General features: G+C 60.3%; 20 protein-coding genes and 2 tRNA genes. 12 read left to right on the top strand and 10 right to left on the bottom strand.

Going from position 1 to position 23,241, the window contains the following annotated elements:
- Nucleotides 1-128 precede the first annotated feature (128 nt).
- Nucleotides 129-1,202, top strand: a complete 1,074-nt coding sequence (gene nadA / locus G5179_RS10195) for a quinolinate synthase NadA (protein WP_005335706.1) — start codon at nucleotides 129-131, stop codon at nucleotides 1,200-1,202.
- A gap of 70 nt (nucleotides 1,203-1,272) precedes the next feature.
- Here the strand turns inward: nadA and G5179_RS10200 are convergent, their stop codons facing one another.
- Both G5179_RS10200 and gap read right to left on the bottom strand, forming a co-directional pair.
- Complete coding sequence (locus tag G5179_RS10200) at nucleotides 1,273-2,139, bottom strand: D-hexose-6-phosphate mutarotase (protein WP_202005331.1); 867 nt, start codon at nucleotides 2,137-2,139, stop codon at nucleotides 1,273-1,275.
- Nucleotides 2,140-2,225: 86 nt separating this feature from the next.
- Complete coding sequence (gene gap / locus G5179_RS10205; RefSeq protein WP_005335708.1) at nucleotides 2,226-3,221, bottom strand: type I glyceraldehyde-3-phosphate dehydrogenase; 996 nt, start codon at nucleotides 3,219-3,221, stop codon at nucleotides 2,226-2,228.
- A gap of 348 nt (nucleotides 3,222-3,569) precedes the next feature.
- On the opposite strand from gap, the gene malQ reads away from it, so the two are divergent.
- The 4 genes from malQ (at nucleotide 3,570) to msrB (ending at nucleotide 10,630) form a co-directional block, all read left to right on the top strand.
- Nucleotides 3,570-5,759 carry a 4-alpha-glucanotransferase gene (malQ, locus tag G5179_RS10210; protein ID WP_421258305.1) on the top strand — a complete coding sequence of 730 codons (2,190 nt, stop codon included), beginning with the start codon at nucleotides 3,570-3,572 and terminating at the stop codon, nucleotides 5,757-5,759.
- Nucleotides 5,760-5,841: 82 nt separating this feature from the next.
- Nucleotides 5,842-8,019 (top strand): 1,4-alpha-glucan branching protein GlgB, encoded by a 2,178-nt coding sequence (gene glgB, locus G5179_RS10215; RefSeq protein WP_047439608.1) that lies wholly within the window; start codon nucleotides 5,842-5,844, stop codon nucleotides 8,017-8,019.
- A complete protein-coding gene (gene glgX, locus G5179_RS10220; RefSeq protein ID WP_421258306.1) occupies nucleotides 8,019-10,175 on the top strand; it encodes a glycogen debranching protein GlgX in 2,157 nt (718 codons plus the stop codon). The genes glgB and glgX overlap by 1 nt, the downstream gene beginning before the upstream one ends.
- A gap of 68 nt (nucleotides 10,176-10,243) precedes the next feature.
- Nucleotides 10,244-10,630, top strand: a complete 387-nt coding sequence (gene msrB / locus G5179_RS10225; protein WP_042079988.1) for a peptide-methionine (R)-S-oxide reductase MsrB — start codon at nucleotides 10,244-10,246, stop codon at nucleotides 10,628-10,630.
- A 74-nt stretch (nucleotides 10,631-10,704) separates the two neighbouring features.
- On the opposite strand, the gene chrA is transcribed toward msrB, so the two are convergent.
- Complete coding sequence (chrA, locus tag G5179_RS10230) at nucleotides 10,705-11,856, bottom strand: chromate efflux transporter (protein WP_410489647.1); 1,152 nt, start codon at nucleotides 11,854-11,856, stop codon at nucleotides 10,705-10,707.
- Between the two features lie 82 nt (nucleotides 11,857-11,938).
- Nucleotides 11,939-12,385 carry a nucleotide triphosphate diphosphatase NUDT15 gene (locus tag G5179_RS10235; RefSeq protein WP_421258307.1) on the bottom strand — a complete coding sequence of 149 codons (447 nt, stop codon included), beginning with the start codon at nucleotides 12,383-12,385 and terminating at the stop codon, nucleotides 11,939-11,941.
- Between the two features lie 206 nt (nucleotides 12,386-12,591).
- On the opposite strand from G5179_RS10235, the gene G5179_RS10240 reads away from it, so the two are divergent.
- The gene (locus tag G5179_RS10240; protein WP_216952052.1) at nucleotides 12,592-12,819 is read left to right on the top strand and encodes a hypothetical protein; all 228 of its coding nucleotides are present in this window, start codon (nucleotides 12,592-12,594) and stop codon (nucleotides 12,817-12,819) included.
- 145 nt (nucleotides 12,820-12,964) lie between these two features.
- Nucleotides 12,965-13,282 carry a hypothetical protein gene (locus tag G5179_RS10245; protein WP_202005344.1) on the top strand — a complete coding sequence of 106 codons (318 nt, stop codon included), beginning with the start codon at nucleotides 12,965-12,967 and terminating at the stop codon, nucleotides 13,280-13,282.
- A 131-nt stretch (nucleotides 13,283-13,413) separates the two neighbouring features.
- Here the strand turns inward: G5179_RS10245 and G5179_RS10250 are convergent, their stop codons facing one another.
- Nucleotides 13,414-13,890, bottom strand: a complete 477-nt coding sequence (locus G5179_RS10250) for an Lrp/AsnC family transcriptional regulator (RefSeq protein ID WP_005304871.1) — start codon at nucleotides 13,888-13,890, stop codon at nucleotides 13,414-13,416.
- A gap of 311 nt (nucleotides 13,891-14,201) precedes the next feature.
- Nucleotides 14,202-14,825: a helix-turn-helix transcriptional regulator gene (locus G5179_RS10255; protein ID WP_100645115.1), complete on the bottom strand. Its 624-nt coding sequence runs from the start codon at nucleotides 14,823-14,825 to the stop codon at nucleotides 14,202-14,204.
- 106 nt (nucleotides 14,826-14,931) lie between these two features.
- Here G5179_RS10255 and G5179_RS10260 point away from each other — a divergent pair, with 106 nt between their 5' ends.
- Together G5179_RS10260 and G5179_RS10265 are read left to right on the top strand one after the other, a co-directional pair.
- On the top strand, nucleotides 14,932-16,161 hold the full coding sequence (locus G5179_RS10260) for an MFS transporter (RefSeq protein WP_270656552.1): 1,230 nt from the start codon (nucleotides 14,932-14,934) through the stop codon (nucleotides 16,159-16,161).
- Nucleotides 16,162-16,271: 110 nt separating this feature from the next.
- The gene (locus G5179_RS10265) at nucleotides 16,272-17,090 is read left to right on the top strand and encodes a Cof-type HAD-IIB family hydrolase (protein WP_216979487.1); all 819 of its coding nucleotides are present in this window, start codon (nucleotides 16,272-16,274) and stop codon (nucleotides 17,088-17,090) included.
- Between the two features lie 51 nt (nucleotides 17,091-17,141).
- Here the strand turns inward: G5179_RS10265 and G5179_RS10270 are convergent, their stop codons facing one another.
- The gene (locus G5179_RS10270) at nucleotides 17,142-17,705 is read right to left on the bottom strand and encodes a DUF2799 domain-containing protein (protein WP_005362971.1); all 564 of its coding nucleotides are present in this window, start codon (nucleotides 17,703-17,705) and stop codon (nucleotides 17,142-17,144) included.
- A 207-nt stretch (nucleotides 17,706-17,912) separates the two neighbouring features.
- On the opposite strand from G5179_RS10270, the gene G5179_RS10275 reads away from it, so the two are divergent.
- Both G5179_RS10275 and G5179_RS10280 read left to right on the top strand, forming a co-directional pair.
- Entirely contained in the window at nucleotides 17,913-18,752 is an 840-nt protein-coding gene (locus tag G5179_RS10275; protein WP_421258308.1) for an isopenicillin N synthase family dioxygenase, read from the top strand.
- Nucleotides 18,753-18,963: 211 nt separating this feature from the next.
- Nucleotides 18,964-20,277 (top strand): sodium-dependent transporter, encoded by a 1,314-nt coding sequence (locus G5179_RS10280; RefSeq protein ID WP_421258309.1) that lies wholly within the window; start codon nucleotides 18,964-18,966, stop codon nucleotides 20,275-20,277.
- Between the two features lie 3 nt (nucleotides 20,278-20,280).
- On the opposite strand, the gene G5179_RS10285 is transcribed toward G5179_RS10280, so the two are convergent.
- On the bottom strand, nucleotides 20,281-21,000 hold the full coding sequence (locus G5179_RS10285; RefSeq protein WP_421258310.1) for a substrate-binding periplasmic protein: 720 nt from the start codon (nucleotides 20,998-21,000) through the stop codon (nucleotides 20,281-20,283).
- 432 nt (nucleotides 21,001-21,432) lie between these two features.
- On the opposite strand from G5179_RS10285, the gene G5179_RS10290 reads away from it, so the two are divergent.
- Nucleotides 21,433-22,746 (top strand): sodium-dependent transporter, encoded by a 1,314-nt coding sequence (locus G5179_RS10290; RefSeq protein ID WP_421258311.1) that lies wholly within the window; start codon nucleotides 21,433-21,435, stop codon nucleotides 22,744-22,746.
- A gap of 327 nt (nucleotides 22,747-23,073) precedes the next feature.
- On the opposite strand, the gene G5179_RS10295 is transcribed toward G5179_RS10290, so the two are convergent.
- Both G5179_RS10295 and G5179_RS10300 read right to left on the bottom strand, forming a co-directional pair.
- Nucleotides 23,074-23,149, bottom strand: a tRNA-Val gene (locus G5179_RS10295).
- 16 nt (nucleotides 23,150-23,165) lie between these two features.
- Nucleotides 23,166-23,241, bottom strand: a tRNA-Lys gene (locus tag G5179_RS10300).

Raw genomic sequence — 23,241 nt, forward strand, 5'->3', positions numbered from 1 at the left:
TTATGGCAATATGACAACGAATAAGTTGAGTATATTCGTCCACTTGCAGCACACCGGATTTGTGATGGGTTTGTCACCGGCTTCTGGTTATAATTTTGGCCTTCCCGAGCGTTGATGGAACAGTCGCAATGAGCAATGCACTGAGCAGTGTCCCGCCGGTAGTCGCGATGGACTACCCCTTTCCGGCCAAACCTCTTCCCCTGAGTGCCGAGCAGAGAACGACCTTGACCACAGAAATCAAGGCGCTACTCAAGGAGCGCAAAGCGGTACTGGTCGCCCACTACTACACGGATCCCGAGATCCAGGCGCTGGCCGAAGCCACCGGCGGTTTCGTCGGTGACTCGCTGGAGATGGCCCGCTTTGGCCGCGATCACGAGGCGCAGACCCTGATCGTCGCCGGGGTGCGCTTCATGGGGGAGACCTCCAAGATCCTGAGCCCCCACAAACGGGTGCTGATGCCGACTCTGGAGGCCGAATGCTCCCTCGATCTGGGCTGCCCCATCGAGCAGTTTTCCGCCTTCTGCGATGCCAACCCGGATCATACCGTGGTGGTCTACGCCAATACCTCGGCTGCGGTCAAAGCACGGGCTGACTGGGTGGTGACCTCCAGCATCGCGCTGGAGATCGTCGAACACCTCGACAGTCTGGGTCACAAGATCATCTGGGGCCCGGATCGCCATCTGGGTGCCTATATTGAGAAGAAGACCGGGGCGCAGATGCTGCGCTGGCAGGGCCACTGCATCGTCCACGATGAGTTCAAGGCCCGCGCCCTACGCGAGCTGAAAGAGCAGAATCCTGACGCCGCCGTGCTGGTTCATCCGGAATCCCCCGCCTCGGTGATCGAGCTGGCCGATGCGGTGGGCTCCACCAGTCAGCTGATCAAGGCGGCCAAAGAGCTGCCCCAGCAGAAGCTGATCGTGGCGACCGATCGGGGCATCTTCTACAAGATGCAGCAAGCTTGTCCGGAGAAAGAGATGGTGGAAGCACCGACCGGTGGCGATGGCGCTACCTGCCGCAGTTGCGCCCACTGCCCCTGGATGGCGATGAATGGTCTGGTGGCGATCAAGGAGGCCCTCACCGACGGTGCCGAGCGCCACGAGATCCATGTCGACGAAGATCTGCGGGTCAAAGCCTTGATCCCCCTCGACCGCATGCTCAATTTCGCCGCCGAACTCAAGCTCAAGACCCAGGGCAACGCCTGATTGCCGCCGTCACGAGATGCAAAGAGGGCTCCCGCGGGAGCCCTCTTTATTTATCTGAACCTCATCCTGATCAGATGATCACGGTGGAGAGGCTGTGCTCATCATCCGGCGCAACGGTCACCCCCGCCTCGCCAGCGATGGCAGCTTCGACGCAGAGCATGGTGCGATAGCCATCGTCGCTCATGTCGGCCATGGCGGTGGCCCCTTCCAGCCATGGGGTCCAGACCACCACGCTGTCGTGGTTGCCACTGACAACCCGGGTCTTGCGCTCACCATCCTGCACGCTCACCAGCGCCTCTGGCTGCCAGTAGACCCGATCCAGCGGCCCGCTCAGGGTCAATGCACCCTGCTGCTTGGCATCCTGTCCGGTCAGCTTGTCGGCATAGGGCTCGCCCAGGCCGGTGACGCTTACCACCTCTGGTGAGCTGATCTGCAAATAGGTGTGCAGCGCACCGCTATAGGTCAATGGCTGAGCACCTGTGTTGCGAGTGGTCAGCACCAGCGAAAGCTCTTTGCCCACCAGCACGTCCAGTTCCAGCTCGAAGGCGTGATCCCACAGGGCACGGGTCGCATCGCTGTCACGCAGGGAGAGATGAACAAGCGTGCCATCAGCGTGATCTGAGACCCCGTCCAGCATCCAGAGGGTGGTACGGGCAAAACCGTGGGAGGGCTTGCCGCTACCGACGCGGGCGGGCGCCGGGCCAAACCAGGGCCAGCAGATCGGGATACCACCGCGAACAGGCTTGCTGCCATCCAGCACCGCCTTGTCGCTCAACCAGATGGAGGCTGGCTCACCATGACGCTGATAGCTCAGCACATGGGCGCCAAACAGGCTGATCTCGGCCTTGGCATAGTCGTTGTTGATGGTGAGAACCGGCAGACCGGCCGCATTGTTGGCAAGCTTGCAATTGGCTGTCAGGGGACGAATGGATTGCATGTGGACTCCTGTCATCAGGGGAAACCGAAAAACAAAAAGGCGGCCAATGGCCGCCTTTTTCAAGCTACGCGATTGCGCATCCCAAATTACTTGGAGATGTGAGCGATCAGGTCCAGAACTTTGCTGGAGTAGCCCATTTCGTTGTCGTACCAGGATACAACTTTAACGAATTTGTCGTTCAGCTGGATACCAGCCTTGGCGTCGAATACGGAGGTCTGACGCTCACCCAGGAAGTCGGTAGATACAACTTCGTCTTCGGTGTAGCCCAGAACGCCTTTCATAGCGCCTTCGGAAGCAGCTTTCATCGCTTCGCAGATTTCTGCGTAGGTGGCAGCTTTCTTCAGGTTAACGGTCAGGTCAACAACAGACACGTCCGGAGTCGGAACACGGAAAGCCATACCGGTCAGCAGGCCTTTCAGTTCCGGGATAACTACGCCAACAGCTTTGGCTGCACCGGTAGAGGACGGGATGATGTTCTGAGCCGCACCGCGGCCACCGCGCCAGTCTTTGGCAGACGGACCATCTACGGTCTTCTGGGTAGCAGTGGTAGCGTGAACGGTGGTCATCAGGCCAGACTCGATACCGAAGGTATCGTTCAGAACCTTGGCGATCGGGGCCAGGCAGTTGGTGGTGCAGGAAGCGTTGGAAACGATGTCCTGGCCAGCGTAGGTAGAGTCGTTAACACCCATTACGAACATCGGGGTAGCGTCTTTGGACGGGCCAGTCAGAACAACTTTCTTGGCACCAGCAGCGATGTGCTTACGAGCAGTCTCGTCGGTCAGGAACAGACCGGTAGCTTCAGCAACAACGTCAACACCGATTTCGCCCCACTTCAGGTTGGCCGGGTCACGCTCAGCGGTAACACGTACGGTTTTGCCGTTTACAACCAGGTTGCCGTCTTTAACTTCAACGGTACCGTTGAAACGACCGTGAGTTGAATCGTACTTCAGCATGTAAGCCATGTAGTCAACATCGATCAGATCGTTGATACCAACAACTTCGATGTCTGCACGCTCGCAAGCCAGACGGAATACGAAACGACCGATACGGCCAAAACCGTTAATACCTACTTTGATAGTCATATTTAGTTACCTAACTGTTCAGTAGTCAAAGAAAATTCCGCTTGTAAATTTACTAGAACTCTCCGGTGAGTCAACCAACATTCTGTCTGAAATTGCGCTATATCATGAAAAACTGTGAAATTAATTTTCTGTTTATGTAACTGATTACCACGTTTTGACGAAAAAAGTGCCAGAACGTGGCATCGCGCAGATATCAACAATAGTGCCTACTCGGTCACACAACCATTCACAGAGATATGTAAAAATGTGCGCGGTTTAGCATGGCCCATAGAGCCACTGTTCAAGTACCACCCCATAAAAATCAAACAAAATAGTATAGATAGAATCCACAGCGGGAATTCTCAAACTATGACCACCCTGATTGAACAGCTGGCTGCCGCAAAAGGTATCGCCAGCGAGTATGTCGATGCCTGGGGCCACCCGGCCCAGGTATCAGAAGAGAGCAAGGCCGCCATGCTGGGCGCCATGGGCTACCGCGTCGATGACGAGGCCGCACTGGTGCAGCAGCTGGAAGAGGAACATCGTCAGCACTGGCTGCGGGCGCTGGATCCTGTGATGGTGGTTCGCACCGGCGACGCCGTTACCCTTGAGGTTCGCCTCCCCATCGAATTCGTCAACGACGCCCTCACCTGGCAGCTCCAGCAGGAGCAGGGTGCAGTGCTGTCCGGTCAATTCACCCCCATCGAGGGTGAGCTGGTCGGCGTGGCCGAATTTGAAGAGATGGAGTGCCAGGCCTATCGCGTCACTCTGGATATGGCCCCGGAGCTGGGTTATCACCAGCTGGTGCTGCTGGAAGAGGGCAATGACGAGCCGTTGGCCACCATGCGCCTCATCGTTGCCCCCAAGGCCTGCTACAAGCAGGCGCCGATTGCCGATGGCCGCAAGGTATGGGGTCCGAGCGTGCAGCTTTACTGCCTGCGCAGCCGCCATAACTGGGGTATCGGTGACTTCAGCGATCTGGGCCAGCTGGTTGAGAAAGCCGCCGCCTGGGGTGCCCACTTCGTCGGCCTCAACCCTATCCACGCCCTCTATCCGGCCAATCCGGAGAGCGCCAGTCCCTACAGCCCCTCTTCCCGTCGCTGGCTCAACGTAGCCTATATCAATGTGGAAGCGGTGCCCGAATTCCAGCAGAACGATCGCCTGAAAGCGGAAGTGGCAAGTCCTGCCTTCCAGCAGCATCTGGCCGATCTGCGCGCCAAAGAGAACGTCGATTACACCGGCGTCATCGAGACCAAGATCGGCATGCTGCGTCAGGTGTTCGACGATGCCCCCCTGAGCGCCGAACGTCAGGCCGCCTTCGATGCCTTCGTCGCCGCCGGTGGCGACAGCCTGCAGCAGCAGGCTGCATTTGATGCCCTGCAGGCCCACTTCTATGCCAAAGGCGAAAATGCCTGGGGCTGGCCGGTATGGCCGCAGGAGCTGCGCGATTACCACAACCCTGCCGTTGCCGCCTGGATGGCCGAGCACCCGCAAGATGTAAACTTCTATCTCTATCTGCAGTTCCTGGCTGATGAGCAATTGGCGCAAGCCGATGCCCGTGCCAAAGCTGCCGGCATGGTGATGGGTATCTACCGGGATCTGGCGGTGGGCGTCTCCGAAGGCTCCACCGAGATCTGGGCAAACCAGGATCTCTACTGCCCGAAAGCTTCGGTCGGTGCGCCACCCGATATCCTCGGCCCGCTCGGTCAGAACTGGGGCCTGCCCCCGATGAACCCGAACAAGCTGTTTGAAGCGGCCTATCAGCCGATGGTGGACTTGTTCCGTGCCAACATGCGCTCCTGTGGCGCACTGCGCATCGACCACGTGATGGCCTTGCTGCGCCTGTGGTGGGTACCGCCCGGAGCGTCCGCCGCCAAGGGCGCCTACATCTATTATCCGGTCAACGATCTGCTGGGCATTCTGGCCCTCGAATCCCACCGCAATCAGTGCCTGCTGATCGGCGAGGATCTGGGCACCGTGCCGGAGGGGATCGACGTGACCCTGAAAGAGAACGGCGTTCACTCCTACAAGGTGTTCTTCTTCGAGCGCTCCAAGGAAGATGGCGGCTTTATCTCCCCGGCGCACTACACCGAGCAGGCGATGTCGGCCCTGACCACCCACGACATGCCGACCCTCAAGGGCTTCTGGCACTGCGATGATCTGGCGCTCGGCCGTCAACTTGGTCTGTATCCGGATGAAGACGTATTGAAGACTCTGTATGCTGATCGTCACCAGGCCAAACAGCGGATCCTCGACAGCTTGCATGCCCACAAGGTCATCTCTGACAACATCAGTCATGACGTGAACTGGGTCGGCATGAACACCGAACTCAACCACGGTCTGCAGATCCACATGTCCCGCGGCAGTTGCGCCCTGTTCAGTACCCAGCTGGAAGATTGGCTGGAGATGGACAAGCCGGTCAACGTACCGGGCACCAGTTACGAATACCCCAACTGGCGCCGCAAGCTTTCCGCTGATCTGGAAGATATTTTTGCCAATGAGGCACTCAAGGCACTGGCTGGCAAGATGAGCCAAGCCCGTGATGAGGCCAGTCGTTGAGACGCTGTCTCCCACAGCGCTCTCACCTAAATCCACTCCGGCTTCGGCCGGAGTGGATGCTCTGTCATGAAAGGAAATCTCGATGCTCGTTGAACGTTTGGTTGCTGCCCGCTGTTCCGATCCCTTCTCTCACTTAGGCCTGCAGGCCAATCCGGATGGGCCCGGCCTCAAACTGACCGCTTGGTTGCCTGATGCCCTCGAAGTCCGCGTCAAGGATCTCAAGTCGGGCAAAGTCGTTGCCACCCTGGCGCCCACCGATGAATCGGGTCTTTTTGAAACTGTTTTCACCCGCCGCAAAAACTCCTTCCCCTATCAGCTGATCGCCAGCTACCAAGATGCCACCACCGAGGTCATCGACCCCTATCAGTTTCAGGATGCCGCCTGGGCAGGCCTGGCCGAACTGACCGCCCAGCCGGAAAACCTCTATCACACCCTTGGCGCCCAGCTGCGCACCGTGGAGCATCTTGGCCAGCAGGTGGAAGGGGTGCGTTTTGCGGTCTATGCGCCGAGCGCCACCGCCGTGAGCCTCATCGGCGATTTCAACTTCTGGGATGGCCGCCGCCACCCGATGCAGCGCAGCCTCTGCGGTCACTGGGTGCTGTTTGTGCCGGGCCTCAAGGCCGGGGATCGCTACAAGTTCGAGCTCAAGGACCCCATGGGCAACCGGCTGCCCCACAAGAGCGACCCTGTCGGCTTCTACTGCGAGCAGTATCCGTCGTTCGCCTCCGTGGTCTATGACCACGCCCAGTACCAGTGGCAGGATGCCGAGTGGATTGCCAGCCAGCACAACGACAAGCGTGAGCAGCCGCTCTCCATCTATGAGCTGCACGTCGGCTCCTGGAAACGCCACCCCAACGGCGACAGCCTGAGCTGGCGCGAGCTGGCAGTAGAGCTGGTCGCCTACGTCAAGGAGATGGAGTACACCCACATCGAGCTGCTGCCGGTCTCCGAGCACCCCTTCAGCGGCTCCTGGGGCTACCAGCCGGTGGGCATGTTCTCCCCCACCAGCCGCTACGGCACCGCCGATGATTTCAAATACTTCGTCGACCAGTGCCACCAGGCCGGGATCGGCATCATTCTTGACTGGGTACCCGCCCACTTCCCGTCCGATGCCCACGGCCTGGCCCGCTTCGATGGCACCCCGCTCTACGAGTACGAGGATCCGCGCCGTGGCTGGCACCCGGACTGGAACTCCTACATCTACGACTTCGGCCGCGACACAGTGCGCCAGTTCCTGGTGGCGAGCGCCCTGTTCTGGCTCGACAAGTTCCACATCGACGGCCTGCGGGTGGATGCGGTCGCCTCCATGCTCTATCTGGACTACTCCCGCAACGCCGGTGAGTGGGTACCGAACGTCGATGGCGGCAACCACAACTACGAGGCGATCAGCCTGCTCAAGTGGACCAACGAGGAGGTCTACGGTAAGTATCCCCACGCCATGACCATCGCCGAAGAGTCCACCGCCTTTGCCGGTGTCTCCCGCCCCACCTTCCTCGGTGGCCTCGGCTTTGGCTTCAAGTGGAACATGGGCTGGATGCACGACACCCTCACCTATATGCAGAAAGAGCCGATCCACCGCCGCTACCACCACAACGACATGACCTTCTCCATGGTTTACCACTATGACGAGAACTTCATCCTGTCGCTCTCCCACGACGAGGTGGTGCACGGCAAGCACTCCATGCTCTACAAGATGCCGGGCGATGAGTGGCAGCAAGCCGCCAACCTGCGGGCCTATATGGGCTTCATGTACGCCCACCCGGGCAAGAAGCTCAATTTCATGGGCACCGAAATCGCTCAGAGCAACGAGTGGAACCACGACGCCCAGCTGCCGTGGCATCTGCTGCAATATCCCAAGCATGCCGGTCAGCAGCGGCTGATCCACGATCTCAACCACCTCTACCGTCATGAGCCTGCCTTGTATCAGGCCGATTATGAGCAGACCGGCTTCCGCTGGCTGGATCACAACGATGCCGACAACAGCATCTTTGCCTGGCTGCGGGCGGACAAAGAGGGCAAGCAGGCTATTGTGGTGGCTTGCAACTTCACCCCGGTGCCCCGTCTCGAATATCGGATCGGCGTCCCTGCGGCGGGCCACTATCGGGTGGTGCTCAACACCGACAGCGAGTATTACTGGGGTAGTAACTATGATGTAGGTCTGGTGTTCGCTGCCGAACCGACCCCCTGGCAGGGGATGGCACACAGCATAGTGCTGGATCTGCCGCCGCTGGCGACCTTGTTTATCAAACAGGAGTCTTGATGCTTGTAATGGAAAAAGGGGTGGGCCACCCGCTGGGGGCCCGCCTTGACGAGAACGGTTGCCACTTCTGCGTCTGGGCCCCCCAGTCGGACAAGGTGGAGATCTGCCTGTACGACGAGCAGGAGCAGGAGCTGATGCGGCTGGAGTTGCCCGGCCGCCGTGGCCAGTATCGCTTTGGCTACGTGCGCGGTGTAAAGGCCGGTCAGCGCTACGGCTATCGGGTCTATGGCACCCCGCAGGAGGGGATGCTGTTCGATCCGCAAAAACTGCTGATTGACCCCTACGCCAAGGCGCTCAGTCGTCCCACCTACTGGGATGAAGCCCTCTATCAAGGGGACAGTGCCGGGATGATTGCCAAGTCGGTGGTAGTGGATGACAGTTATGACTGGCAAGGGGTTGGCAAACCCGGGATCAGTCCGGCCCGCACCATTATCTACGAGGCCCACGTCAAGGGCTTTACCAAGCAGCACCCGGGGATCCCCAAAGCGCTTCAGGGCACCTATCTTGGCATCTGTCACCCGCTGGTTATCGAGCATATGAAGAGTCTCGGCATCACCTCGGTGCAGCTGATGCCGGTGGCCGCCTTCATGTCGGAACCGCGACTGGAGCAGTTGGGACTGACCAACTACTGGGGCTACAACCCCATTGCCTTCTTCGCCCCGGAGCCGCGTTACAGCACCAGGGCAGACGAGGCGGTGACCGAGTTCAAGACCATGGTACGCGAGCTGCACCGGGCCGGGCTCGAGGTGATCCTGGATGTGGTCTACAACCACACTGCCGCCTCTGGCTTCGATGGCCCTACCCTCTCGTTCAAGGGCTTTGACAACGCCGGTTACTACGCCTTCGAAGCGGGCCCCCACGGCCCGGACTACACCCGTCACGCCAACGTGACCGGTTGTGGCAACAGCGTCAATCTGGATCACCCCAACACCCTGCGACTGGTGCTCGATGCTTTGCGCTACTGGGTCACCGAGATGCAGGTGGATGGCTTCCGTTTCGATCTGGCGGTGACGCTGGCGCGGGAAGCGGGAGAGTTCGAGCCCATGGGCGCCTTCTTCAAAGCCGTGATGGCCGACCCTGTGCTGTCACAGGTCAAGCTCATCGCCGAACCCTGGGATATCGGCCCCTTCGGCTACCGGCTGGGTCAATTCCCGAGCCAGTGGCAGGAGATCAACGACCGCTACCGCGACACGGTGCGCGCCTTCTGGCGCGGTGATGCGGGCAAGATGGGGGACTTCGCCACCCGGCTGGTGGGTTCGCGGGATATCTTCCCGAAAAACTGGCGCTCCCCCCACACCAGCGTCAACTACCTCTGCTATCACGACGGTTTCACCCTGGAGGATCTGGTCTCCTACAACCAGCGCCACAATCAGGCCAACGGTGAAGACAATCGGGACGGCCACGGCAACAACCTCTCCTATAACCATGGGGTAGAGGGGCCGACCCTGGATCCGCGGGTCAACAGCCTGCGCCAGCAGCAGAAGCGCAATCTGATTGCCACTCTGCTGCTCTCCCAAGGTACTCCCCACTTCCTCGCCGGGGACGAGATGGGACGCAGCCAGCTTGGCAACAACAACGCCTACTGTCAGGACAACCAGATCAGCTGGGTCAACTGGCAGTGGCGACCGGAGGATGAGCGGCTGTTCGCCTTCACCCAGCAGATGATGGCGCTGCGGGCGGAGTCCTGCGTCTTCTCCAACCTGCAACTGAGCGACGACAGCTGGAATGGCACCCCGTCCAGCTGCCATCAGGTCAACTGGTATCACCCGGACGGCCACCAGCTCACCGATCAGGATTGGCACGCCCCCATGGGGCAGGCGTTCGCCATGGATATCGGCATGATCAACTGTGTCGGCGAGCGCTGGTACGTGCTGTTCAACGCCAGCGATTACGACATCCAGTTCCGCCTGCCGCCGCCGGGGGAAGGGCTGGAGTGGATCCAGACTATCGACACCGCCACCAACGATGGCCTCCCCTTCCTGCCGGATGACATCAAACGGCAGGTGGCGGTCGGCCGGGCCCACTCCCTCAAACTGCTGGAGCGGGTGGCGCTGGCCAGCACGGCGGAGGATGCCCAGCCACCGCAGCAGGAAATTCTCCCTGCATCCGGTGAGGAGATGGTTGCCACCTCGATCACAGATACGGACAAAGCATAAGAGGCATGCTGGAGTCAGCTTTACGGAGCCGCTATGCTGGGCTCCGGTATGGATGGCAAGGAGTCGGTATGAGCAGTAACAATCCGGAACAGTGGCGCAGCAAACTGACCGCCGAGCAGTTTCACGTCTGCTGGGAGAAGGGCACCGAGCGCCCCTACAGCGGCGCCCTGCTCCACAATCGCAAGAGCGGCGACTACCTCTGTGTCTGCTGCAAGAGCGTGCTGTTTCACTCAGGAGCGAAGTTTGACTCCGGCTGCGGCTGGCCCTCGTTCGACAAGGCCATCGAGGGGACGGTGGAGTACACCGAGGACAACAGCCACGGCATGAAGCGGGTGGAGATCACCTGCCGCCAGTGCGGCTCTCACCTCGGTCACGTCTTCCCCGATGGACCGACCGAGACCGGCCAGCGCTACTGCGTCAACAGCCTGAGTCTGGATTTCGAACCCGAGGTCTGAACGGTTTACCCATTGCAATAAAAACGGCGCCTCCGTTATGGAGGCGCCGTTTTTTTATCGGGATTTCACCGGCTTCACGCCAGCAGGATAGCAGCCATCACCAACAGGGCCGCGATGGCCGGCACCGGCAACTTCAACACCCGCAGCAGATAAAAGCCGATGGCCGCCAGCGCAAGATCGGTCGGCGCCAGCACCGCACTCTGCCACACCGGCTGATAGAGGGCCGCCAACAACAAGCCCACCACGGCGGCGTTGATTCCGGTGACGGCCCCCGCCAGACGGGGCCGGGCCAGCCACTGTTGCCAGCAGGGGCCCACCGCCCAGAGCAGCAGAAAACCGGGCACAAACAGCGCCATGGTCGCCAACAGGGCCCCGATCAGCGGCATTTCGGGTTGCAGCTGGGCGCCAAGATAGGTGGCAAGGGTAAACATGGGGCCCGGCACCAACTGGGCCAGGCTGTAACCGGTCAGAAACTGCTGCTCGTTGAGAGTGTGTCCCACGCTCTCTTGCAGTAGCGGCAACACCACATGGCCACCGCCAAACACCAGACTACCGGCGCGATAGAAGTCGGCAACCAGCTGGCCAAGCGGGCTACCGAGCAGCGGCAGACCGATAAAAAGGATGCCAAACATCAGCAGGGTAGGCCAATGAGGCTGACTGCTGGCGGCAGAAGGTAGCTCGGCGGAGGCTGGCACACTACCCGCCCCGCTCTGGCTGCGGGCGCAGATCAACGCCGCTCCCGCCAGCATCAACAGTTGAGTCAGCAGACCGGGCTGCCACCAGAGTGCGGCAGCGGTCACCACCATAATCCCTTGGGTCATTCCAGTGGCACAGAACTGACGACTCATGGTGAACACCGCATCGGCCACCACGATAAGCGCCAGCAGCTTGAGGCCGTGCAAAGCCGCATCGAGCCACAGATTGCTGCCCAGCTGGCCGATGCCGATCGCGGCCGCCAGTAGCAGCAGAAATGAGGGCAGCGTGAAGCCAAGAAAAGCTGAGAGCGCCCCGCCCAGACCGGCGCGATGACGACCGATGGCGAAACCAAGCTGGCTGGAGGCGGGCCCCGGCAGCAGTTGGCACAGCGCCAGCAAGCGGGCAAATTCGGCCTGTGTCAGCCAGCCAAGCCGCTGGACGAAGGTGCGCTGGAAATAGCCGATATGAGCGGCCGGACCACCAAAGCTGATGCAGCCCAGCCATAAAAACTGAATAAATACCTGTCCCACGCTCTTCTCCCTCATCCCTCTTCTCCCGATGGAGAGGGGATATTATGACAGCGCGATGATCGTTTTATGACAATCAGACTGATTAGGCCGACACCATGGGCATATCACCCGGCAAATAGCAGCGTCCCGCCAGCCAGCAGGCGATGGACTGACGGCTGGCGTCGAAATGGGGCTCGGGCAACGCGCGCGGATCGCACCAGACCCAGCCTTCGCACTTCTCCGGCTCCAGCAGTTGCGGCTCACCATCGGCCTTAGCGTGCAGCGTCACCGAGATATAGTGCAGCCCGCTCTCGCGCCATGTCTCCAGATTGTTGGTCACCGCCACCACCTCGGGCCCGTGGATCTCAAGTCCCGTCTCCTCGGCCACCTCGCGGATCGCCGCCGACTCGAAGCGCTCCCCCAACTCCAGATGACCACCCGGGATCGACCAGTAGGGGGCATGGCTCCCTTTGCGTTTGCCAAGCAGCACCTGGCCTTGGGCGTTGGTCAGGATGACGCCGACCCCGACGCGGGGATAGAGAGTGGACATGAAAACGCTCCTTCAATCAGGCAATAAAACGGCCTCACCTTAGGCCCAAGGAGGGCACAGGGCAAGCCCCGGCTGCACGGCACCTGCGGCCGTCAGTGGTCCCCCCCCTTGCCCCTTAACCGGTTATCACTGATGCTGGGGAGTGAAGCCCGGATGGAGAGGTCATCCCCATCCTCTCAGTCCCCCATTACCCCGAGGAGTCCGCCATGAAAAAATTGCTCCCCCTGTGCGCCCTGCTGCTCACGGCTTGCCAAACCACGCCGCCCCCCAACTCGCTCGCCATCGATGATGCCGACGCCTGGCAGGCCATTTGCAAAGATGGCACCCGGGTTCGCGCCGTGGTGGCAGAGGGGATCTGTGGGGATCATCGTGGGGTAGCCATGTGGACGAATAAGCCAAGAGAGGAACGGATGGCAGAAGAAGCCGCCAAATAGTGTGATCTAGACACCATAAAATGACACTGCCGGCCAATTGGCCGGATTTTTTCGCGATCTCGCCAGCACTTTGCCACCTTGTTCATGGTGCGCTCAGTTTTCTGTTCCCATACTGGCCCTACAGTTCCAAAAGAGGAGAGACAAGATGCAAACATCCATCGTCGGGCTCTCCATTCTGTGGGGGCTAGCCAGTTTTGGTGTTCAGGGGGATTTCATCGAGAGCCGTGATTCCGTTGCGCCATCCTGGCAAGCCGAGTCCAGAGTGGAGATGGAAGGTTATCTGATTGAATCGCTTGGCGAAGATCGCTGGCTGTTCGACAACGGCAGCGAGAGCCTGCTGGTCTCACTGCCCGAGGGGCAATGGGTGCCGACCGGCGAGCGGCTGCGGGTCAGCGGCGAACCGCTGCAGGAGCAGAGCGGCTGGCTGCTGCAGGTGGCAGACATCAGCCAGGTCAGCGTCTGACAGCGGCAGTCGCCCCGTCACCGCGACAGCTAATCCAGACCCGATAACCACTACCGAATAACCAAGAGCGAATAGCAAAAGAGGAGGCCAGTGGCCTCCTCTTTCTGTTTATATAAGCGGCTTGCGCGGGCTCACCCCAGATGGTTGAGCGGTAGTGCCGTCTTGTGCTTGATGCGACGCAGCACGAAGCTGGAGCGCACTCCGGTCACCCCCGGAATATGGGTCAGCTTGTCCAGCAGGAAGTGCTGATAGTGCTCCATGTCGCGCACCACCACCTTGAGCTGGTAGTCGGCATCATTACCGGTGATGAGATCACACTCCAGCACTTCGGGCAGTTCGCTGATGGCGCGATCGAAGTTTTCGAACCGCTCGGGCGTGTGTCTGTCCATGGAAATGTGAATGTAGGCGGTGAGGGTGAGGCCAAGCTGGCGGGCGTTGAGCAGAGTAACGTGGGTGTCGATGAGACCGGCATCCTCCAGCGCCTTGACCCGGCGGGAGCAGGGGGACGGCGAGAGCCCGACCAGCTCGGCCAGTTCCAGATTGCTGATGCGGCCATTCTCCTGCATCAGCTCGAGAATATGTCTGTCTATGCGATCAAGTTTCAGCATCTACCCTTCCTCGTTGCAATGACTAATCCACTTTTCCTAGATTAAGGGTGAACTATTGCAAAAACAACCGAAAAAAGTGATTACTTTGCAACCACTCACCGGCACGGGAGGGATACTATGGTTACATCTTCCGGTGGCAAAGCAGATACCTGACCGGGTCTCTGCGGTGAAGGACCTTACCGGGTCAAGAGCCCCATCAGCCGTCTTACCTTATCGGGAAACGACGGGCTGGAACGAGAGAACCCCCTCCCCGAAGGCAACAAAGCAGGCATCCCGGCGCCTGCTTTGTTGTTTTTGGGCGTTTGACGAAATCAGAGCGCGGGCGGCGTGATGCGATAGAGGCAGCGATGCGCCCCCTCCAGCAGATATTGCTCCCGCTCCACCCTCGCCGGCGCCAGCAGCTGGCGAAACAGCGCCAGTTCGCTGCGACAGAAACCGCGGCAGGTGCGCGCCGCCGCACAGATGGGACAGTGGCTCTCCCACAGCAGCCAGCTGCCATCCTCTTCGCGGCGGATCTCCGCCATGTAGCCCTCGCGAGTACGCAGCTCCTTGAGCGCCGCCAGCCGGCCAGAGAGACCATGGGACCCCAGCGCCTCCTGATAGCGAGCAAGCATCTGCAGCTCCCGCTGCTGGATCAGCCGCTCCATCCCCTCCTCGCCAAACAGCTCGCGCACGTTGTCGATCAGTTGCACGGTCAGGTCGCTATGGCTATCGGGGAAGCGCTGCCAGGCCTGCTCGGTGAGCTGCCACAGCCGCACGGGACGACCGCGCCCGCGCGCCTCGTCGCTGAATGTAACCCACCCCTCCTGCTCCAGCGTGAGCAGGTGCTGACGGGCGCCCATGGAGGTCATCTGCAACTGCTCCCCCAGCGCGGCGGCGCTCTGCGGGCCATGGCTCTTGAGCAGAAATAGGATCTTGTCGGTGCTTGCGTTCATGATCTCATTATGGGGAGCGCCCTTTATTAAATCAACAATTCACTTTACTTAATCCCATCTATGAATCAGCATAAATAAACAAATAACTTTACTTAATGGGTGCAACATGGAGAAACACGGGCACAAAAATCCCCTCTGGGTGCTGGTCATGACGGTCACGCTGGCAGTTGCAGGCTTCAGTCTCCCCTCCCCGGTGTTGGCACCTTTGCTGCTGGATCCGGCGCAGGGGATGCTGACGCCGGAAGCCTCCGACTGGAGCCGCAAGGTGTGGCTGGGGGTCATCATGGGGCTCTATCCCCTGTTCCAGCTGGTGGGCAGTCCCTGGCTCGGTCGCCTCTCCGACCGCTATGGCCGCAAGCCACTGCTGTTGCTCTCGCTGGCGGGGGTTCTGGCAGGCTATGCCCTGATGGCACTCGGTATCGCCTGGCGCTCCCTCCCCCTGCTGCTGCTCAGCCGGATTGTGGAGGGGCTGTGCAACGGCAACATCGCCATCGTGCAGGCGATGGCGGCGGATCTCGCCGGCAAGGAGCACAAGGCGCGCAGCTTCGCCTGGATCAACATCGGCATGAATCTGGGCTGGGTCGTGGGGCCGATGATCGGGGGCTACGCCGCGGTGATCTCGGGGGATTACAGTCTGGCCGCCTGGCTGGCGGTAGGAATGACCCTGCTCAACCTGCTACTGGTCTACTGGCTGATCCCCTATCGTCCGCCGGTGGCGGCCACCCTTCAGGCCGCGACTCTCTCCAGCCGCCAGCTGTTGCTGCAACCGGCCCTGCTCCCCTACTTCGCACTCACCCTGATCAGCTATGGCGCCGTGCAGCTCTATTTCACCTACTTCAACATCTGGCTGGTAGAGCGGCTGGCCTGGGATCCGGCCCAGCTGGCGCAGGCGGCGGTGCTGGTGAGCCTGCCCATGATGGCGGGCTCCTGGCTCGGCTCCCGCATCGCCCGCCACTGGCGCGGCAGCTCCCTCGGGATTGTCGGCCATCTGGTGATGGCGAGCGGCATGCTGCTCTTTATCCTGCCTGTGCACTGGTGGGGGCTGGCACTCACCTTCGTTCCCGCTGGTATCGGCATGAGTCTGGGGGAGCTGGCCACCTCGGTGGCGATCTCCAACCGCAGTCACCCGGAGCAACAGGGGCAGGCGATGGGGCTCTACCGCGCCCTCGCCGTAGGCAGCGAGATCCTGGCGGTGCTGCTCGGCAGTCTGGTGCTGCTGGCCGGTACCGAGTGGCCCTTCTATCTCGCCACCCTCTGCTCCCTTGCCAGTGCCGCCGGTTTCTATCTGCTGCGCCGCCGTGCCGACCGTCGTCAACAGCTGGCCAGCTGCACCTGAGCCACGAAGGGATCACAGTTCGGCGCTTCGGCTGCGGGCAAGACTTGCATCGGGGCGCCGGGTCTGGGACGGTAAGGCTCTTTGCGGATTTGTTCGATGCTGGAGGAGCTATGAGTGAGTACAAGGCCATCGCGCTCGATATGGATGGCACCCTGCTGACCCGGGATCACAAGATCTCGTCGGCCACCCGGGCAGCCCTGGCGCAAGCCCGCGCCCACGGCATCAAGGTGCTGCTGGTCACGGGGCGCCACTACATGACGGCGCGTCCCTTCCACCACGAGCTGGCCCTCGACACCCCCCTCATCTGCAGCAACGGCGCCTATCTCTATGATCCGGTGCAGAACCGGATCATCAGCGGCGACCCGCTGGCGGCTGCCCCGCTTACCGAGCTGCTGGCCGCGGTCGAGGCACAGCAGATGGGCGCCCTGTTCCATCTGAGCGAGGGGATCGGCTACATCGGCTGTGAAGAGCATGTCACCCGCATCCGCCACTGGTCGGCCAATCAGCCGGACCACCTCAAGATCGCCATCCATCCGGTTGAGGAGCTGGCAGGCTGGCTCGACAACCCGGTCTGGAAACTGGAGCTGTTCAATCAGGATCCGGCGCGCTTGCACACCTTTATGGGCGAGGTGGTCGAGCAGATGCCCTTTACCCGCGACTGGGCGGCCCCCTATGCGGTGGAGCTGGTACAGCCCGGTTGCAGCAAGGGCAACCGGCTTGCCCAGTGGGCCGCCAGCGAAGGGATTGAGATGGATCAGGTGGTGGCGTTTGGTGACAACAACAACGACATCAGCATGTTCGAGCAGGTGGGGCTGGCGGTGGCCATGGGCAATGCGGCCCCGCAGATCCAGAGCCATGCCCATCGGGTCACGGCCGACCACAACGAAGATGGTATCGCACTGGCGCTACAGCGCTGGGTACTGCCCTGAGCTGACAAGATGCAACATGGCCAGCACGCGGGCTGGCCATGAAGAGAGGGATTAACCGCCGAAGGAGAACTGGATCACCCGATCCGGATAACGCAGACGGTTGTACTCCCGGCGCAGGGATTCGTAGTGGCGAATGGCCCGATCGCGCTTGGCGCGGTAGTAGTCGCGCTGTTCCGTGTTGGTTTCGTTGCGGATGCTGCGCTCCAGCGTATCGATATCCCTCTCGGTACGCTCCAGCTCGTCGCTGATCTCCCGCAGGCGGGCAGCCAGTTTGTACTCTTCGTAGCCACGCTGATACTGCTTGAGGAAGCTGGCGTCATTGGGGCATACCCCCAGATAAGCCTGCCCCTCCTTGCCCTTGCTGTAAGCCAGCTCGGGAATGCAGTAGAGCTCCAGCCCCTTGTCGTAGCCCCGTTTCCACTCAGCTTCATCCACTTTGAGGCCATATTCGCTGCAAGACGAAACGTAATCGCGGGTCGCCTGACGGGTTTTGCCTTCCGATCCATCCTGATAACCCAGGTTGTACCAACTCATGGTGCGGCACTCATCTTCTGACAGGGCACTGCATCCCGCCAGCAATACCGGCAGGGTCAGCAACAGGATTTTGGGGGACATGAACAGACTCCGGAAAAGATAGTGAGCGGCATTCTAGAGAGGATAAAAGGCCATAACAAGGGATGCGCTCCCGTGCGGTCTGGTGCGGTTTATTTGATGTTTTTGTCACTATTCGCGACCACGTCAGAGGGGGCGGCCAACCCGCTTTCCTTGTTATCAGGTGCAAGGTAAACTGCGCCATCTTTTAACTGGCGCGCAACAAAAACAATGAAAGTCCTGACCGTCGATTACCGCTCACCCGATGCGGCCCAACGCTTCACCGAATCCCTGCGAACCACCGGCTTTGGCGTGCTGACCAACCACCCCATTCCGAAAGAGCTGGTGCAGTCCATCTACGACAACTGGTATCGCTTCTTCATGAGCGAGCAGAAGCAGGATTTCCTGTTCAACCGCGAGACCCAAGATGGCTACTTCCCCCCCTCGGTCTCCGAGGTGGCCAAGGGCCATAGCCAGAAAGACATCAAGGAGTACTTCCACATCTACCCCTGGGGCCAGATGCCACAAGAACTGAAGGTGCAGGCGATGGAGTACTACCGCCTCGCCAACGGTCTGGCCGCCGAGCTGCTGGGCTGGGTGGAGCAGTACACCCCGGCCGATATCGCCGCTCACTACAGCTGCCCCCTCTCCTCGATGATCGAAGAGAGCCAGAAGACCCTGCTGCGGGTGCTGCACTATCCGCCGTTCAATGGTACCGAGGAGCCGGGCGCCATCCGCGCCGCCGCCCACGAGGATATCAACCTGCTCACCATTCTCCCCGCCGCCAACGAACCGGGGCTGCAGGTGAAGGGCTCCGATGGCGAATGGATGGATGTGCCGTGCGACTTTGGCACCCTCATCATCAACATCGGCGACATGCTGCAGGAAGCCTCTCGCGGCTACTACCCCTCCACCACTCACCGCGTCATCAACCCGACCGGTGGCAGTGCCGCCAAGTCGCGTATCTCCCTGCCGCTGTTCCTCCACCCGCGCCCGGATGTGGTGCTCTCCGAGCGCCATACCGCTCACAGTTATCTGATGGAGCGGCTGCGGGAGCTCGGGGTGCTCTAATCCACCGACGAGCCGTTGTCAGAGACCAAACCGGAGCAATCTCGCTCCGGTTTTTATTTGGTGGCAGGATTGGGCAAAAAACAGAATTAAATTAGTCAATCGTGCCAATAAATCGCATTTACACCTGATAACCGTCGTAGTGATTGCGCCGTGACCTCCGTAACATGAGCGCCATTCTGCCCCTGCCCAGGGGCGCTCGATTGGAGTTCTTATGAAGCAGTCCCAATGGTCATCCCGACTCGGCTACATCCTCGCCGCAGCGGGTTCCGCGGTCGGTATCGGCGCAATCTGGAAATTCCCCTATGTCACCGCCGTCAACGGCGGCGGCGCCTTCCTGCTGGTCTTTCTGCTGTTCAGCTTCACCCTGGGGGTGGCGGTACTGATGGGGGAAACCCTGCTCGGCAGCATGAGTCGCCGCGGGGTAGTCGGAGCCTTCTCCGATCTGCTCGGCAAACAGTGGCGCTGGGTTGGGGTAATGGGGGTGATCTCTACCCTGCTCATCTACTGCTTCTACAGCGTGGTGGGCGGCTGGACCCTGGGCTATACCGGTATGGCCATCTCAGGTCAGCTCAACCATGGGGATGCGGCGGCCCTCACCGCCCGCTTCAATGACTATGTCAGCGGCGACGTCTGGCCCATTCTCACCCATCTGCTGTTTGCCACCCTCACCTGGATGGTGGTGCAAGGCGGCATTCAGAAAGGGGTGGAGCGCACCTTGCGCTGGATGATGCCGGCCCTGTTCCTGATGATCCTGATGCTGGTCGCCTTTGGCCTCACCCTGCCCAATGCGATGGCGGGGGTTCGTCACTTCCTGATGCCCGACTTCAGCAAGCTGGGGATGTCCGGCGTGCTCGATGCCATGGGACTGGCCTTCTTCTCCCTCTCCATCGGTCTGGGCATCCACACCACCTACGGCGCCTATCTGCCGACCAGCGAAGGGGTTGGTCGCTCCAGCCTCTGGGTGGTGCTGCTGGCCAGCATGGTGGCAGTACTGGCAGGTTTGATGATTTTCCCGGTGCTGGCTTCGACCGGTATCGATCCCGCCTCCGGCCCCGGCCTCACCTTTATGACCATGCCGGCGGTATTTCAGCTGTTGCCCTTCGGTCAGGTGCTTGAGGTGGTCTTCTTCGCCCTGCTGGTTTTTGCGGCGCTCTCCTCGGCCATCTCCCTGCTGGAGCATTTGCAGTGCTTCCTGTGCGAGACTTGGGGCTGGTCACGCCGCACGGCCTGCAGCGCCATCACTGGATTCGTCATGATTAGCGGTGTTCCGGTCAGCCTGTCGTTTGGCCCGCTGCAACACGCCACCCTGTTTGGCAAAACCATTTTCGAGCTGCTGGACTTTGTTACCTCCAACCTGATGATGCCGCTGTTCGGCCTGATGCTGACGCTGCTGCTGGGTTGGAAGCTGGGACGCAAGGCGCTGCCGCAGGGGATTGCCAGCCACTGGCATCACTTGCTGATGAACTGCTGGCGCTGGATTGCCCCCTTGCTGATCGGCGGGATCTTGATTCGCGGTCTGGTGTGACGGTTACTCTTCGCGGGTGGGCTCATCGGCCCGCCCCTGTGCGGCTCTGACGGCCTCTAGGGCATGCTGCCAGCGGGTGATCTCGGCATCATCCGTTCCCTTGGAGAAGACGATATAGAGACCAGCCTGATGGAGCAGCACGCCACTGCTGACGATGCTGCGCCGGGATAACCCCATCTTGTCGAGGGTGGCCTCCATCACCAGCTCCGCCATCGGCAAGGCATCGATCTTGCCCAGCATCAGCCGCTCTATCGCCTCCCCGACCGTCTTGTAGCGCACCAGATTGGTGTAGCCCTCATGGGTCAGCCGCACATCATCGGCATTGCCCAGCACGACCCCCACTCTGGGCAGATCTCGCAGCTGTGCCAGCGAGGTCAACAGGTGGCGACTATCCGGCGCCTGATAGATAAAGACCCGATTGATAAAGAGCGGGCCAACCCATTTGAAATGAGACTCCCGCTCCGGGAGCCGCTGTACCACGAACAGTCCATAGCCGGGCTCGACCCGTGCCAGCGCCAGCGCCCGCTTGAGCGGGTAAATCCGCACCGGATAGCGGGTGCCAAGCTCCTCCTGCACCTCATCAATCAAACGAATGGCGAAGCCATCAAGCTTGCCATCGCGGTATTCGGTAAAGGGGGGTAAGTCGTGACTCAGCAGGGTTAATCCGGACTGCGCCGACACACTCAGGCTGATCAGTAACCAGGGCAGCACCATCCATCTCATACGACATCCTGTCTCATCGTTGTTCCCGTAAGCGCCATGTCGCGGTCACTAGTTCCAGAAGAAGCTACGTCGATTATCGCCCAGTAAATAGCCACAAGGTAGAAAAGATACGGCCCGGCGAGGTTTTCCCCCATTGAGTTGTACGTATAGCCAGAGTGGTGACAGCGGCACACATAAAAAATTTTTGATTTTATGTGTCAATTATTCTTTCCATGGTTTAGGCTGTTCCCTCATTCATTGGTCAGGTTGCCACCTCATGTCTGCCATCCTCGTGCTGTTTGGTCGATTTTTTAGCTCGCAAGAGAGGTGACCTTGCACGCACAGTTTTTCTGAATGTTCATTGCAAAGGTCGCCTCAGGCGGCCTTTTTTATGGTCTGTCGTTTATTGCTACAGAGGAGTATTGCTTCGATGTCGTGTTACCCGGAGGTTGTATGAGCCAGGTTCAGTGGTCTTCCCGTCTCGGTCATGTGCTGGCCGCAGCAGGCACAGCGATTGGCCTTGGTGCCATCTGGAAGTTTCCCTATGTGACCGCCACCAATGGCGGTGGCGCCTTTCTGCTGGTGTTTCTGCTGTTCAGCTTCACCCTGGGGGTCGCGGTACAGGTCGGCGAAACCCTGCTCGGCAGCCATAGCCAGCGCGGGGTGCTCGGCGCCTTTCGCAAACTGGTGGGGCCGAACTGGCGCTGGATGGGGTATATGGGGATCGCCTGCGGCTTCTTTATCTACAGCTTCTACAGCGTGGTCGGTGGCTGGACCGTGGGTTACGCCGCGCTGGCGATGGCTGGCAAGCTCAACCTGAGCGAGGGGAGCGCCCTCACCGCCCTGTTCAACGGCTATGTCAGCAACCCCTGGTGGCCGGTGTTGACCCATCTGATCTTCGCAGGCCTGACCTGGTGGTTCGTGCAGGGGGGTATTCAGAAAGGGGTGGAGCGGGCACTTCGCTGGATGATGCCCGCGCTCTTCATCATGATGTTGTTGCTGGTGGGGGTTGGCCTCTCCATGCCGGGCTCCATGGCGGGTGTGCGCCAGCTGCTGCTGCCGGACTTCTCCATGCTGACCGGCCAGAGCGTTCTGGACGCGCTGGGAGTGGCCTTCTTCTCCCTCTCCATCGGGCTCGGGGTACACACTACCTATGGCGCCTACCTGCCCAATAGCGAAGGGGTGCTGCGCTCCGGGGTCTGGGTCGTTACCCTGGCCAGCCTTATCTCGGTGCTGGCGGGCTTGATGATCTTCCCGGCGCTGGCCTCCACCGGCATCGATCCCACCGCGGGCCCAGGGCTCACCTTTATGACCATGCCTGCCGTGTTCAGTCATCTGCCGTTCGGTCAGGGGCTGGGGGTGATCTTCTTCCTGTTGCTGCTGGTCGCCGCGCTCTCCTCCTCCATCTCCATGCTGGAGCATCTGGTGCGCTTCACTACCGAGGAGTGGGGTTGGTCGCGTCGTGGCGCCTGCAGGGTACTGACTCTTCTCATCATGGCCTCCGGCATTCCGGTGAGCCTGTCGTTCGGCCCATGGAGCGATCTGACCCTGTTTGGCAAGACCATCTTCGAGCTGCTCGACTATCTCACCTCCAACCTGATGATGCCGCTGTTTGGTCTGGTACTGACCCTGCTGCTGGGCTGGCGATTGGGTGATGCCATATTGCCTGCGGGCCTGTCACCCGCCCTGCGTCTGGCGCTGCTCTGGTGCTGGCGTGTGGTGGCGCCGCTGCTGATCAGCGGGATCCTGATCCACGGGATCATCTAACACCTTGCGCATCCGTGCGGGCAGGCCTTGGCCTGCCCTTTTTATTGCTGGCGTTTGCTTTAACAGGCGTTCATATGAGCAGCATCACGATGGACAGGAGTGCAGTCGGGCAATCTCGGCAGAGCAGAGTAGAGGATGTGCGAAATGACAGAGTGGCAGAGTGGCAGAGTGGCAGAGTGGCAGAGTGGCACAATAAGAGGTGGTGCTCGGCTCGCCACAACGGCAACAGAAGAAGCTGGAGTACTGAATTTCAGGCAAAAAAAATCCCCATCTGAGTGGGAACTTTCTCTGCAAGCGCAGCTGATATCTCAGCTTCGCTTGCGAATATGGTGGTCGTTACTGGGATCGAACCAGTGACCCCCTCCTTGTAAGGGAGGTGCTCTCCCAGCTGAGCTAAACGACCTGGGATTCTGAAATGATGGTGGGTCGTGCTGGATTCGAACCAGCGACCAATTGATTAAAAGTCAACTGCTCTACCGACTGAGCTAACGACCC

The sequence above is a fragment of the Aeromonas sp. 600886 genome (assembly GCF_049174935.1).
Classification (GTDB): domain Bacteria; phylum Pseudomonadota; class Gammaproteobacteria; order Enterobacterales; family Aeromonadaceae; genus Aeromonas; species Aeromonas veronii_A.